Origin of the sequence: Paludibaculum fermentans (assembly GCF_015277775.1) — a bacterium.
Lineage (GTDB): Bacteria > Acidobacteriota > Terriglobia > Bryobacterales > Bryobacteraceae > Paludibaculum > Paludibaculum fermentans.
The window spans coordinates 6,346,951-6,359,692 of the sequence record NZ_CP063849.1 but is presented as its reverse complement, the minus strand read 5'-3'; the positions used below and the strand labels follow the sequence as shown (position 1 = coordinate 6,359,692).

Sequence of the window (12,742 nt, the reverse complement as noted above, 5' to 3'; positions counted from 1 at the left end):
GATCCGGTAGTTCACTGTGTCACAACGCAAATGGAACTCGATCCTGTGGCACAAACCTGCAATTCGGTCTGGAATGGGAATAGCGCCGGAAGACGCCAACGAATCTGTGAGTTTCCGTCTATCAGACTCCGACTGTTGGCAGCTTTTGAGGGCCGCTCTCCGGAATCGCCATTGCTCCACTGCCCAGTGAGTCCGGGAGACTCCGATTCGGCGGGCCAACCCCAATTCAAGAGTGCCAAGCTCCGCCAAGATGCAGTGCTGCTCATTCTACTTCGCAGCCTCTCCTGCACTGCGTGAAAATAACCGGATCAGGCGCATAAACACTCGGTCACCTGGTTGGACTTAGGTGGGCTCTTATGGGTATTGCCGTGGTTTTGATGCAGCCCCCGGAGCGTCACTGATCCCGTTAGCACCGAGAGAGTTTGCCTGACTCTATTAGGGCTGCAATGGCCTCGATGTCGTGCGAGTTCACCCGATCCTGAGCCAAAAAGTCCGCACATTCGCGCAGCATCCGGTGGGCGGCCGCGGTCCGTGGCGGCAGATGTTCCACCTTCCGCAGGTCGATCGCCTGGATGGCGGTGAGGAGCTCTATGGCCAGCACGTACCGGACATTTTCAGCAACTCGCATTGCCTTCAACGCCGCAATGGGTCCCATAGACACATGGTCTTCCTGGTCGCAGTTCGTGGGGATGCTGTCTGTGCTGGCAGGGAAGCTCAATGACCGGCACTCGCTTACGAGAGCCGCCGCGGTGGTTTGCACCATCATTAAGCCCGAGTTCAGTCCACCCTCAGAGATCAGGAAATGCGGCAGGCCGGTGCGGTCGCCATTCATTGCAAGATTGACGCGTCGCTCCGAGATCGCGGCCAGCGTCGTCAGCGCTGAGGCCAGGCGATCACAGACGCGTGCCGGCTGGATTGCATGGAAGTTCCCGCCATGCGCTACCTTGCCGAGATCTGCGAAGACCAAGGGGTTGTCGGCCGAGGAGTTCAACTCCCTCACCAGGATCGTCTCCGTAGCTTCCACTTCTTCGAGGACTGCGCCATGAACTTGCGGCGCGCAGCGGAGGCAGTAGGGATCCTGCTGATGATCCGGCTCGTGAATCGGGCGTACGGGATCGTGGAGCCACTCCCGAATCATCCGCCCACACTCCAAGGTTCCTGGGTGGCCGTGGGCAATCAATAGCTCCTCTGGCGACACGGATGGGAATCCCTTGACACCAAGGAGAGAGAGCGCCGTCGCCAGATTGGCAGTCTCCAGCAGATTCTTCGCCTCAGACCAGACGGACACCGCCATAGCCGTCGTCATCTGCGTACCGTTCATGAGGCTGAGTCCCTCCTTTGGTTGGAGGTCCGCAGGTAGCAAGCCTTCTTCGGCGAGGGCCTGTGCAGCCGGGATTCGAAGGGTCTCTCCTTGACGCACCACGGTGCATGGCCCTTCCCCGATCAAGGCGAGGGCCGCGTGCGCGGAAGGAGCCAGATCACCGGAAGCGCCGACGCTGCCGCGCGCTGGCACGCACCCCAAGATCCCATGCTGTAGTAGTTTCAACGCCGCCTCCACCGTTGGTCGCCGCAGCCCCCGGTGCCCGCGACAAGCCGAGTTCAGTACGATGACCCACATGGCTAGGACGAGCGCACGGGGCAGCTCCTCACCCACGCCACAGCAATGCGACCGGATCAGATTCTTCTGCAGTTCCGACAGCCGGTCTCGATCAATGACAACGTTCCGTAGAAAGCCCACGCCGGTATTCACGCCATAAATGCGTTCACCGGACTCCACTAACCGGTCGACGAACGCACCCGCCGCTTCGATGCGAGACCAGGCGGCGGGGCTCAGTTCAATGGATAGGCTTTCCGCGGAAGCCGCCTCCCTGCAGAATCGCCACAGTTCGTCTGGCCGTAACAGCTCGCCCGTCAAAGTGAGCATCGGCTCCTCCTCGGATCCCAGTTCCGAACACAACGCACTATTCGTCATCGAGAGCCTCCGCGGAAGCGAGCGTGCCGCTAATTCGAGTTGTGGAAGAGATGTAGGCGTCAGCATCGTGCCTGCTGGTAACGATGCTTCGACGTGTCAGCAACGTGCCAGGTGCCAGTTGCACACCCTGCCCGATGAAGGCTTTGTTGCCTAGGTAGCTCATCGTGCCCGCAACGGCGCGAGCCGACATCACAACACCGTGCTCGACGGTGCAGGTCGGAAGCACCTTGGCGCCGTCGCCAATGACGGAGCCAATTCCGATGGCACAGCCAACTGCAATCTCGGCTCGCCGGCCCAGCCGCACTCCAGGGGCGAGCATGGCGAGGTGGCCCACCATCGCGCCGTCCTCCAGTTCGATGCGGTCGACCAGGATGTGGCCGCTGGCCAGTGCGATGTTCGTGCCCAAGGTGGCGCGGTTCGAGATATAGACGCCGTCGCCGAAACGCAATAGCGGCAGATCTCGAATCCAGCTATCGGGATACACGGTGAAGTTCATGCCCCCGCGATAACCGAACAGGCGGAACATCAGTCGTTTCAGTAAGGGTACGGCCAGGCAGAGCGAATAGACCGGTTTGCAGTAGAACAATGTGGTCCAACAGAGTCCGTAGAGCCGCCTGTGGAAATAGACTGGATGGGCGGTGTCGCGAGGGAAGCGCCCCGGCACGATCGCGGGCTGGTGGTACAGGCTCAAGCAGCCGGCCGTTACGAGGAATCCGACACTATAGAGGACGGGACCAGCGAAAGCACACCCCAACCGCCAGAATGATCCCGGCCAGGCACGAAGTAGCAGACTCAATAGGAGGGCTGGAGCGCCGTAGATTAGCGACAAGTAAAGCAGGGAGATCGCGGCAAACGCGGCCTTGCGCCAGGGAGCGCGCGCAGTGCGGGCTTGTGTCTGTTTCTGAACCATCGAGTTGTTCCTCTCACCACTCCAGTAGGAAGCCGGCCCAGGTGAGACCGGCTCCGAATCCAGCGATCAAAACGAGATCGCCCTTACGGAATTGCCCGCTGGCCATACACTCGGCCAGGGCGATTGGGATTGACGCTGAGGCCGTGTTGCCCACGGCCCCGATATTGATCACCCACCGGTCGGGTGGGATGCCGGACTGCTGCTGGAGCGCGTCGAGAATGCGCAGGTTCGCTTGATGCGGAATCACCCAGGTCACCTCTGCAGGGGTGACGCCAGCCAGCTCACAGAGCCGTTTCAGCATCGCAGCACCCGCGCTGACGGCAAAACGGAAGATGGCCCTTCCGTCCATCTGGACCGCCAAACTCCGGGTCGCGCCATGCTGAATGGATTGCGGGTAGCGGGAGCCACCGTGGGGCACAAAGAAGTTTTGAGCGCCTGAACCATCGCTGCCGGTCAGCCAGCTCAGCACACGGGAGCCGGCGGCGCCGCCTTGCTCCAGGGCTACGGCCGCGGCTCCATCGCCCATCAGGATCCGCGTGCTCCGATCATCTTGGGCCAGGTACTTGGTGGGCGTATCGCTCGCGACCAGGAGGACCTTGCTGGCCAGTCCGGAGGCGAGAAAGCCGAAGGCCGTTAGGAACCCGAACGCGGCTCCGGTGCAGGCCGCGTTGAGGTCGAAGGCCCCGATGGGCCCCAGGCGGAGCTGTTCCGCAATGGCTGGGGCCGTCGGGCAAAGAAGGTGCTCCGGCGTGAACGTGCTGCAGAGCAGCAGATCCGGCCAGAAGTCCGGCTGCTCGTCAAGGAGAGCTCGGCCGGCGCTGACAGCCAGGGAGAGCGTTGTCTCCTCAGGAGAGGTGCGATATCGGTTGCGGATTCCGCATCGCGACTCGATCCAATCTTCATCGGTTTCAAGTTCGCGAGCGAGAACGGCATTGGGGACCGCGGTCCGGGGCAGGGCGGATGCGCAGCCCGCGATGTGAAAGCGAGAGTCGCGGAGCATGTGGCCTCGTGGTGGAGTTAGGGAAAGGTTCCGCGGTTACTTGATCTTCCAGGTCAGGGACCAGCCGAGACCCCATTGGAGGTTCTTGGCAACCGGTACCGTCGTGGATGGGATTATGCTGCCGGCACTCAGACCGCCCTGGAGGACCTGCTGGCGGCCGCCATAGGCGCCGACAGTGACGAAGAGCTGATTTCCGAGAAATCCGAGCGAGGGACCGAGAAGGAACTCGACATCGGTGCCCTGGTTGTCGACCTTGCCAGTCAGCCCGAGACTGGCGTTGAGAGACACGGGCAACCGACGCGACGAGAAATCGAAGAGGTCGGCGTTGAGTTGAATCATGGGAAGCAGCCGGGGCGAATTCGACTGAATGCCGACGGTGTTCGTGGTAGTGGATTGGCCATTGGCGTCCTTGACGGTGGTGGTGACGGCGTTATACTGGGCCTTCTTCATGGGCGAGCCGGCGAGTCCGGCGGACACTGTCATCACTTGGTAGCCCATCTGGATGTTGAGCGTCAGCTTCTTGGTTAGGTCGCCCAGCTTGCCTTTGTCGTCGGGTGCGGCAACCTCGAGAGTGACGGTTACCATCCGGCCATGGGTGTCGTCGCGTGAGATCGTCGCCTCCTGGGCGAACGAGGTCTCGTCGCTGAGAAAGGCGGCAAAGATCTGACTATTGGCAACCATCTCAGAATGCGCCTTTTTGTAGTTAGCTAGAGTGCGCTCAAGCGCTTTTAGTAGCTTCTCTGCCGCCGCCTTTCTTTCGGCGAGGTCGTTAGGTAGTTTCGCTTGCCATCCGGTAAGCGCACGAATGGTAGCAGTCTGTTCTGGTTGCGATGTTACTGCAGGGCCTCCTAGTAACTGCTTGATTTCGCTGTTAAGACGCCCATAGTTTGAGTCAATGTCACGTACAGCAGAGTTCAATTTGTCGCAGCTCACTTGGAGGTCCACAACCGGCGGAGCTGGCTGAACGTTAGGAGAGCATTGGGGCAAAAGGTTATGGGCGGCCATCCTCTGCACGATCCGCGCTGAGCAGGTCGCTGCGGTTTGCCCGAGATCAGGTCGCCGAAGGAGCGCCAACTGATCGGTGTAGGTCCTCATTGCATCGTCCGCCTTCTCCATGTTGGTGAATGCGTCTCTGCTGGCTGCCTCCAGTCGTTCTGTCGTGTCTTTATAGAGGTTCAACAACTTCTGCGCCTTGCCGGGGTCATCTCTTTGTAGTTCTTTCACCTCCAGCATCTCCGTTCTCAGGGTGTTGAGACTAGCGGTGGCCTCTTTCTTGTCGTCCTCTTTGGCGACCACTGGGAAGAAGGTTCGGAGGAAGTCCGGGGCAGTTGATTCACCGATGACCTTAGTACTTTGTGAGAGTCTGTAGGTGCAACAAAATGGGTTCTTGTTATAAAGAAGAATCGTGACGTTGTCGTATCGCCGAAATATTGACTCGCCGAAACTGGCACCCGTGGCGGCATCAATGCACACGTCTCTTCCTTTGCAGTTTGGGTTGGTCCCTGTCTTTCCGTTGTTTACTGAACCTCGGGGTTGAGCCGCGAGTGGCAGCACGAGAGTCAGCACAGAAATGGACAGCAGTTTGAACATGACGTCAGCTCCTGCGTTCGGATTCGGGTACCGTTGTGGTCCCGGCAATCGGAGGAGTGTTGGGCACAGTACCGAACTGGCACCGGCCCTGCGATTGGGCAGATCCAATCACCTTCGGCCCTCCGATTACAGGAGCAACTGGTGCAGGTGATGCGCCGAATCGCTTTCAGTTTGTTTTCAATCTGCTACAGGTCATAAGGCGAGTGTGGTGGTATCTAAACAGATACCAGTGATGCTCGAGCGGATACTCCCGCAAAGCCCCTGTGGTCGCTTTATCCAAACGCCGCGATCAGATACGAGACAGGCTCTTCTTCGGAGGTCGCACGCGCACGCACCAAGTACTTGAGGTTTTACTTGATTTTCCTGCGATGGCACAGAGAAATCGTGCTAAGATATTTGACTATGAAAAAAGGGACCGCTGCATTACTCGACAAAAACCTCTACTCAGGTGTCTCGTGGGAGCTGTCACAAGGCAATCTTTCTCGGCTGGAGGAAATACTCCGACTGTCGAACTGTGTGCCTTCGTATGCCCGTACCCCGATCCGTGGATGCAAGAGTCTTGGCTATAACGGACTGAAGATCCATTTTGGTCAAAAATCCTACATCCTGCGCTTCGGATTCCTATCCAGCGAGGATGATACCATCCGGATCGCGGCAGGCCTTGAAAGCGCCATCCTGCATTCGGCCCCGTCGGAGATATTTACATCCCTGAAAGCGACGAGAGTCGACTTGCTAGGACTTCTTTCGCCGGAATATCCGAAAAGCGTTGTCGGTGCGCCTGATTTTGAGCCGGACGAGTGGAAAGGTTTTCCCCGTGCGAATTGCTTTGTTTATGCTCTCAACCTAAAGATAAATAGAAGTATCAATCCGATAGGCTCCATCGCTTCCAAGTGTAAACAGGGTGATGCCGGTGAGCGTTATAAGTGTGGCTTGAAAGAATTCAAGCTTATCCCGTGGGATGTTGATATGCGCCCTTCTGGGCGCGGTCATTATATCGCCCTGTATCTAAAGGGAATGAGTGTATATCATTTCACGAGGCTCGACAGCGATGGATATTGGTCTTCTAAGAACATTGACTCGCCTCCGACCCGAGATACATCAAGAGGTCGATACATTACTGACCCTTACCAGAATCCCATGGAGAAAGGCCAAAGGCTAGATTCCTTCTACTTCGTTCCAGACGGATATGCCTTGCCTAAGTCCTCTCATAATTTCGCAACTTAGGCTTGTCTCGACGAGTCGCAACCGCGCAGGGACGCACACAAGGCGCAAGCCAGTCGTCCAACCCAGCGCTGCCATCCACGTGCAGTCGAGATCGCGCAAACTCGCCAACCCAACTAACTTCATGATTGCGGCACGGCTGTCCGAGGCAGGGCACACCTCCCACAGGCAAGTCTTGGCCTACTTGGGTGTGGTGCGGGCGCGATCCCGGTGCGAAAACAAAACGGCGCCGAAGCCTAATTGTAGGGAGCACGTCTCTCCCCCGTCCGTCTGACCCCCATTCGAGGTTCGCGAGTCTATTGAGGTTAAGAGTGTGGGTGTAGGTTGCGCCATCAAAGGATTGGGGGCTTGGTGGCGTAATCAAGACTCCGAAAGAAAACGGAATAATTGGCGGAGGGCATCCAGGGAGAATAGGATCCGCACGAGTTGCTGCCTTAGATTATTGCCACGATAGGCAAGGTAGCTGACTTTCCTTGACCCCGTCCCAGATGCCCCGCCTCACACTACTAGTGACCAATGTCATCGCTAGAGCAAGTAGGCTGCGCTACCTACAGAACCAAAGACATTATGCCAATGCAGTTATTTTGATCGGATTGTTGTGGGATATGGACCATGTGCCAGCTCAACCCGATTATAGTAGACCTCTTTTATCTTGGAGTCAAATCCGGCTCCTACAAGCATTGGGACAATACAATCACGCACAAGCATCTTGCAGACTGGTCGCGTGTTACAGCCGGTAATCGCGCCTGAGAGGGTGACGAGCGCATCTACAAGGCCGGGCTTGTTAAGGACTGCAAGCCACAGTAGCTTAACTTCGTCAAATGCGATATTATAATAACTTTCCTCCCAGTCTTGAGGGAGGGTTCCCTTGTATGCCTGGAAAATATACGCTCCGGACATAAGGGTGTCATCCTGGGACTTTGATCGAATTTTTAGATCATTTAGGGCATCTGGATCTGCGAGCAGCGCCAATAGGAACGCCGCCTTGGCGGAGGAATCGATGCCAGATCCGCCTGCGTCGCTTCCAGTTATTGTTATGTCACTCATCATCGCAACCTTTCTGTGTCAGATTGAATCAATTCTTCGGCTCGTCGTTGGGCCAGCTGATCGGTCAAAACTGTGGTCTTATTTCCACGCACCGCACGATAACGACCAACGGATTTGCGAGCAGCCTCAATACTTCCCGCCTCTGCGGCAACACAAGCGTGCTGCAAAGTACTATCCATCCAGAGGCCTGGCGCTTCCTGATCCAGGTAACGGCAGATTCTGCCGGGCCGGCTCAGCATCGAATCGTAAAGAGCCATACTTCGCCCCCAACGGCCGGCCTTTGCATAAGCGCGCGCCAGCGGCTCTTTGTGATGTGCGGGCGGTTCGTGGGCGGCCGCGGCCTCGAAACTGCTGTAGGCCCGCTCGAAGGCTCCACGTGCCAATGCAATTTCCCCAGCCAGACGATGCGGAGCAACCGCGTTGATCTGGAATCTGTGTGCGGGGTTGAAAGTGCCTTTCAGCCGTTCAGCCTCGGAAATGTGGCCGAGTCGGGCGTACAGGAGTCCTGCGTTGAAGCGCGTGTCGGCGGAATCCGATCGGGCGAGCGCGGCCTGGAGCGTGAGAACGGCATCGCCGGAACGCCCAGCGGATTGTTCGATCCAGGCTTTGCAGAGCATTCGCGCGGCTATATCAGATACCCCGACGGCTCCTTGATCGCGCTTCAAGCTCTCGTCCAGAACCAGGATGGCCTCTTCGAGGCGGCCAAGTTCGGTATAGAAGCTTGCCAACAGGATAGGCGCTACGGCCAAACGTTGTGCTGCCTCGGACCGGTAAAGTTCCAGGTATAGCCGCTCCGCCGCCGGGATGTCTCCCCGGAGAAGAGCGCATGGCGCTTCATACAACTTAGCCCATTCCGGCTGCTTCAGCTTCCTGAGCGTCTGGGCTGCAGACATGGCCGAGCCGAAATCACTATTGGCAAGATAGGTAGCGCAGAGCTGAGCGTGAATCCGCCAGGTATTGGGGCGCAGCCGGTCAGCGGTCTTCAGTTCCTCTGCGGCCTCCTTGCTGGAGTCGAAGTGATCCAGGACGCTGCCATGCCGCCAATGGGCATACCAGTCGTTTGGAAATCGAACCACATAGGCACGATAAATGCGTTCGCACTCGGCATATTGCGTGGAATCTCCAGCCAGCATTGCTTTGATGCGGAAATCCTCGCGCTCAGAAAGCCTGCGCCGCCCGAGAATGCCCACCGCCTTCGCCCACCACTGTTCACCTTCATCATAGTTGCCTTGACCCAGGCGGATGTCTCCAATTCGCATGTATGCCAAAGTGAACTCTGGATCAAATTGCACGGCCTGCTTCAGAATCCCAATCGCGTCCTCTCCTCTGTCTGCCATCTTGAGGCTCTCCGCCACGCCGAAGAGCTTGAGCGCTTGCCAGGAACTGGTTGTGACATCCTCCGGTGCGCGCTCCCGTTCGGCAATGCTATCCGCGCCTTCACCACACTCGGAGCGGATCCAATTGCCCGCGTCCCGGATCACCCCGAACAATTCCCGTTTCCCCGACGCATTCCAGCGCGTGTCGCGTTTCGATTCAACAGCATTCGGGTCTTCGCCGAGCTTCTCCACCCGAAGCATGAGCGCAAACTCATCTCCAATCCGGGACAGGTTTCCGAATACGATGATATGGGCACCGTTGCGCAGCGCTAGTTCCCGCGCAACATCGGGATGAGAAGATTCTGATTTGGTCCGGTCCATCCGCTCAATGGAACTGTTGATCTCGTCGGCCCCCAGGAGATTGAAGAACCCGGACTGTGAAACGAACTGATGCAGCGCGGTTCCGAATCCATCGAGTTCTGCGTCGCCCGTTAGGTTCTCTATTGGGCTGATCAGGAGGGCCTCGCCGGGGTTGGTGCGAAACGGACTTCCCTGCCATTTTGAACGCCAAACTGTGATCCCGGCGAGCGCCGACGTGACCGCGGCAGCTGTGAGGATCGCGGTTCGGCGGGTCAGCAGACGTCCCGCCTCGAAACGATTCTCACCGGAGAGCAGGTCTCGAAGAGGTCGCGCGAGCTCAGCCACACTGGAAAATCGGTCCGTAGGATCAAGAGCCGTTGCGCGCCGGACCAGTGATACGAACGCCGCGGGCAGCTCAGGCCGAAGCTCCGCCAGATCCTGAACGAGCTGCAGCCGTTGGGCGTTCCGCAGTTCGTCGATGTTGTCAGCTTCAATCGGGAAACGGCCAGATACCAGATGGAAGAGCAGAACGCCGACGGAATAGACCTCCGAGCGCACACTCGCGCGCTCCCCGTCGAAGAGCTCTGGGGCCATATAGAAGGGTGTGCCGGCAAGTTCGGCCTGTCCCTTGAAGTCCGCCTTCTTCCTGTCCTCGCCGAGGCCGAAGTCGATCAGGACAATACGTCCGCCACTTTCTCTCATCAGGTTCTGAGCCTTAATGTCACGATGCAACAGGCCCACAGCGTGAACCGTCGCCAATGCGTGACATAGGTCAGTTCCAATAACTGCGGCTTCCCTGGAACTCATCGGTCCTTGTGAGGCAAGCAGTTCGGCCAGCGACTGCCCCTTGATGAGCTCCATCCAAAGTCCGACACGACCGTCTTGAATAGCCGCGCCGTAGACTGTGGCGATGTTCTGATGCCGCAGTCGCGCCAACATACGGCCCTCCTCTACGACTTCTGAGCTGAGCGTGTTGTCAACTGTCGGGTAGAGCTTCAACGCCACTTCCCGGGCTAGCGCTGGATCCCATGCGCGATATACTTGCCCAAAAGCGCCCTGCGCGATTTGCTCCCGAATGACGAAATTGCCCCATTTACCCAGGGCTTCCACCTCGACGGCCGCAGCCGGATCACGACAGACCGGGCTGTCCACTGCGGTCTCTGTGCGAGTGCCGATGCGCAGTGTTAACCTTCGAAATGTCTGAATCAGGGAGATCATGCAGCCCGAGGTTTGATGAGTATAACTCAAAGCGGTTGGTTTTCAACCTAATCTTTTGTAGGAATCAATCTAGATGAACGACAGACTGGTTGGAATTCAGGGCCCCATGAAGGGAATCGTGGTGCCGCTGCCGATCCCGCTCGTGCAACTCGGCAGAGATGGGTCGAACCACATCAAATTGGAAGATCTGCTCGTCTCGCGTCAGCACTGCCTTTTGCGCTTCCAGGATTCGATCTGGATTGTCGAAGATCTGAGCAGTGCAAATGGAACTTTCGTCAATGGCGAAAGGATAATGGCGAGAGCACTTGTCGCTGGCGACCACCTATCGATCGGAGATAGTGCGTTTCTATTTCTGGGGGGGGAAACCGAGGGGCCCGACCGGGTATCAATCGACGAAGAAGGACAGGACCTGCTCGCCACCATCCGTCTCCCGGTCGCGGAAACGGGCGGCAGGTCGACAGCGACGCCGCTTATCACGGCTGAGCAGAGTGTCCAATTGCTGACCAGAATTGGCCTTTCCCTGAATTCGTGGCGGAGCCTCAACGGGCTGCAGCGGCAATTGCTGGAATCAATCATGTCCTTACTGCCGCCTGAACGCGCGGCGATTCTGCTTCTTGACCCGGGCACTGAGACCCCTGTCGCCAGCTATGGCTGGGAACGTGGCATAGGGGGGACTGAGCCCGCTGACATTCGCGTAAGTCGTACGTTGATCCGCATGGTGATGGATGACAAATGCGCCTTCGCCGGTGCTCCGGGTTCAGATCCACGACTCGATGGCGCGGCAAGCATTCGCTCCACGCGCATAGCCTCCATCGCTGCCGCGCCGCTGCTCATCGCGGGACGCCCGCTCGGCTTGATCTACCTGGAGACTTCCGACCCTTCCTGCCTATTCGGCCAAGCAGAGGTGACCCTGCTGGCGGCGATCGCGGGCATGGCCTCGCAACCCCTGGAGAGTGCGCTCCGGATTGAACGGCTCGATAGTGAAGTTCGTCGGCTGCGTTCCGATCTTGGGCAGACCTTGAACATGACTGGCGACAGCCCGAAGATGCGGAAGATCTATGACTCAATCCTGAGAGCTGCGCCATCCGATGCGACAGTGCTGCTGTTGGGGGAGAGCGGCACGGGCAAGGAACTGGCTGCACGGGCGATCCATGCGAACAGCCCGCGCCGGAAGGAGGCCTGGGTGGCCGTCAATTGCGCCGCCATTGCCGAGAACTTACTGGAAAGTGAACTATTTGGCCACGAACGTGGTGCTTTCACGGGCGCGATCTCGCAGAAACGCGGGAAACTGGAGCTTGCGGACGGTGGAACGCTGTTCCTAGACGAAATCGGCGAACTGCCGGCTCCCTCGCAGTCCAAACTCCTTCGTGCGCTGCAGGAAAAGGAGCTCGAGAGAGTCGGAGGGTCGAGGCCAATCAAAGTCGATTTTCGTTTGGTGGCCGCTACCAATCGCGATCTCGCAGAACTCGTAGAACAGGGAAAGTTCCGTGATGACCTGTATTACCGACTGAATGTGGTGGCGCTGCGAATGCCTGCGCTCCGCGACAGGGAGAAGGATATTCTGGTTCTGGCCGATCTCTTTCTCGAGCGCTTCGCCCGCAAGGCGGGGCGTCTCATCAGAGGCTTCTCATCCGCCGCGCGCGCCGCTCTCCTTCAGTACACATGGCCGGGCAATGTCCGTGAACTCCAGAACACGGTTGAGCGCGCGGTCGTGCTCGGACAGAGCGACTGGATCGAGTTCGAAGATCTGCCGGACGAGATTGCCGGCGTGATACCGGCCGGGATCATGGCCGCCACCGGTTACCACTCCGGCGTCTTGCAGTCAAAACGGCAGCTACTCACAAGTGCCATGGAAGCTGCTTCAGGAAACTACACGCAGGCAGCGGCTCGACTCGGCATCAACGTGAAGTACCTACACCGCCTGCTTCGTGCATACGGGCTGAAGGCAAACCGAGAGTAATAGGGGCCGTCACGCGAAGGAAAAGTTACCCCCGACCTGCACGGAGATTGGCCGCTTCGATGCAGTGCGGATGAGGGGCGGCCGGTTTCACGGTCCCCGGGAAGCACTGCGGTTCAATGCCGAAACCCGATAGGCAACTGACCTATGT

The 12,742-nt window shown here is 58.2% G+C and carries 8 protein-coding genes; 2 read left to right on the top strand and 6 right to left on the bottom strand.

Annotated features, from left to right (window positions below):
• Positions 1 to 406: 406 nt before the first annotated feature.
• From IRI77_RS25030 to IRI77_RS25015, 4 genes are read right to left on the bottom strand one after another with little or no spacing between them, the layout of a single operon-like run.
• Positions 407 to 1,924, bottom strand: a complete 1,518-nt coding sequence (locus IRI77_RS25030; RefSeq protein WP_194447727.1) for an HAL/PAL/TAL family ammonia-lyase — start codon at positions 1,922 to 1,924, stop codon at positions 407 to 409.
• Positions 1,925 to 1,961: 37 nt separating this feature from the next.
• A complete protein-coding gene (locus IRI77_RS25025) occupies positions 1,962 to 2,882 on the bottom strand; it encodes a hypothetical protein (RefSeq protein WP_194447726.1) in 921 nt (306 codons plus the stop codon).
• Between the two features lie 13 nt (positions 2,883 to 2,895).
• Entirely contained in the window at positions 2,896 to 3,882 is a 987-nt protein-coding gene (locus tag IRI77_RS25020) for a 3-oxoacyl-ACP synthase III family protein (protein ID WP_194447725.1), read from the bottom strand.
• A 36-nt stretch (positions 3,883 to 3,918) separates the two neighbouring features.
• A complete protein-coding gene (locus IRI77_RS25015; protein WP_194447724.1) occupies positions 3,919 to 5,472 on the bottom strand; it encodes a hypothetical protein in 1,554 nt (517 codons plus the stop codon).
• 402 nt (positions 5,473 to 5,874) lie between these two features.
• Between IRI77_RS25015 and IRI77_RS25010 the strand changes: the two genes are divergently transcribed.
• Positions 5,875 to 6,696: a hypothetical protein gene (locus tag IRI77_RS25010; protein ID WP_194447723.1), complete on the top strand. Its 822-nt coding sequence runs from the start codon at positions 5,875 to 5,877 to the stop codon at positions 6,694 to 6,696.
• A 576-nt stretch (positions 6,697 to 7,272) separates the two neighbouring features.
• Here IRI77_RS25010 and IRI77_RS25005 read toward each other — a convergent pair.
• Together IRI77_RS25005 and IRI77_RS25000 are read right to left on the bottom strand one after the other, a co-directional pair.
• Complete coding sequence (locus IRI77_RS25005; protein ID WP_194447722.1) at positions 7,273 to 7,743, bottom strand: hypothetical protein; 471 nt, start codon at positions 7,741 to 7,743, stop codon at positions 7,273 to 7,275.
• Positions 7,740 to 10,634 (bottom strand): serine/threonine-protein kinase, encoded by a 2,895-nt coding sequence (locus tag IRI77_RS25000; RefSeq protein WP_194447721.1) that lies wholly within the window; start codon positions 10,632 to 10,634, stop codon positions 7,740 to 7,742. The genes IRI77_RS25005 and IRI77_RS25000 overlap by 4 nt, the downstream gene beginning before the upstream one ends.
• 73 nt (positions 10,635 to 10,707) lie before the next feature.
• Here IRI77_RS25000 and IRI77_RS24995 point away from each other — a divergent pair, with 73 nt between their 5' ends.
• Positions 10,708 to 12,594 carry a sigma 54-interacting transcriptional regulator gene (locus IRI77_RS24995; RefSeq protein WP_194447720.1) on the top strand — a complete coding sequence of 629 codons (1,887 nt, stop codon included), beginning with the start codon at positions 10,708 to 10,710 and terminating at the stop codon, positions 12,592 to 12,594.
• The last annotated feature ends 148 nt before the right edge of the window (positions 12,595 to 12,742 follow it).

Coding starts and splice junctions, on each gene's coding strand:
- IRI77_RS25030 (WP_194447727.1), bottom strand. CDS start 1,924: ATGCTCACTTTGACGGGCGAGCTGTTACGGCCAGACGAACTGTGGCGA.
- IRI77_RS25025 (WP_194447726.1), bottom strand. CDS start 2,882: ATGGTTCAGAAACAGACACAAGCCCGCACTGCGCGCGCTCCCTGGCGC.
- IRI77_RS25020 (WP_194447725.1), bottom strand. CDS start 3,882: ATGCTCCGCGACTCTCGCTTTCACATCGCGGGCTGCGCATCCGCCCTG.
- IRI77_RS25015 (WP_194447724.1), bottom strand. CDS start 5,472: ATGTTCAAACTGCTGTCCATTTCTGTGCTGACTCTCGTGCTGCCACTC.
- IRI77_RS25010 (WP_194447723.1), top strand. CDS start 5,875: ATGAAAAAAGGGACCGCTGCATTACTCGACAAAAACCTCTACTCAGGT.
- IRI77_RS25005 (WP_194447722.1), bottom strand. CDS start 7,743: ATGATGAGTGACATAACAATAACTGGAAGCGACGCAGGCGGATCTGGC.
- IRI77_RS25000 (WP_194447721.1), bottom strand. CDS start 10,634: ATGATCTCCCTGATTCAGACATTTCGAAGGTTAACACTGCGCATCGGC.
- IRI77_RS24995 (WP_194447720.1), top strand. CDS start 10,708: ATGAACGACAGACTGGTTGGAATTCAGGGCCCCATGAAGGGAATCGTG.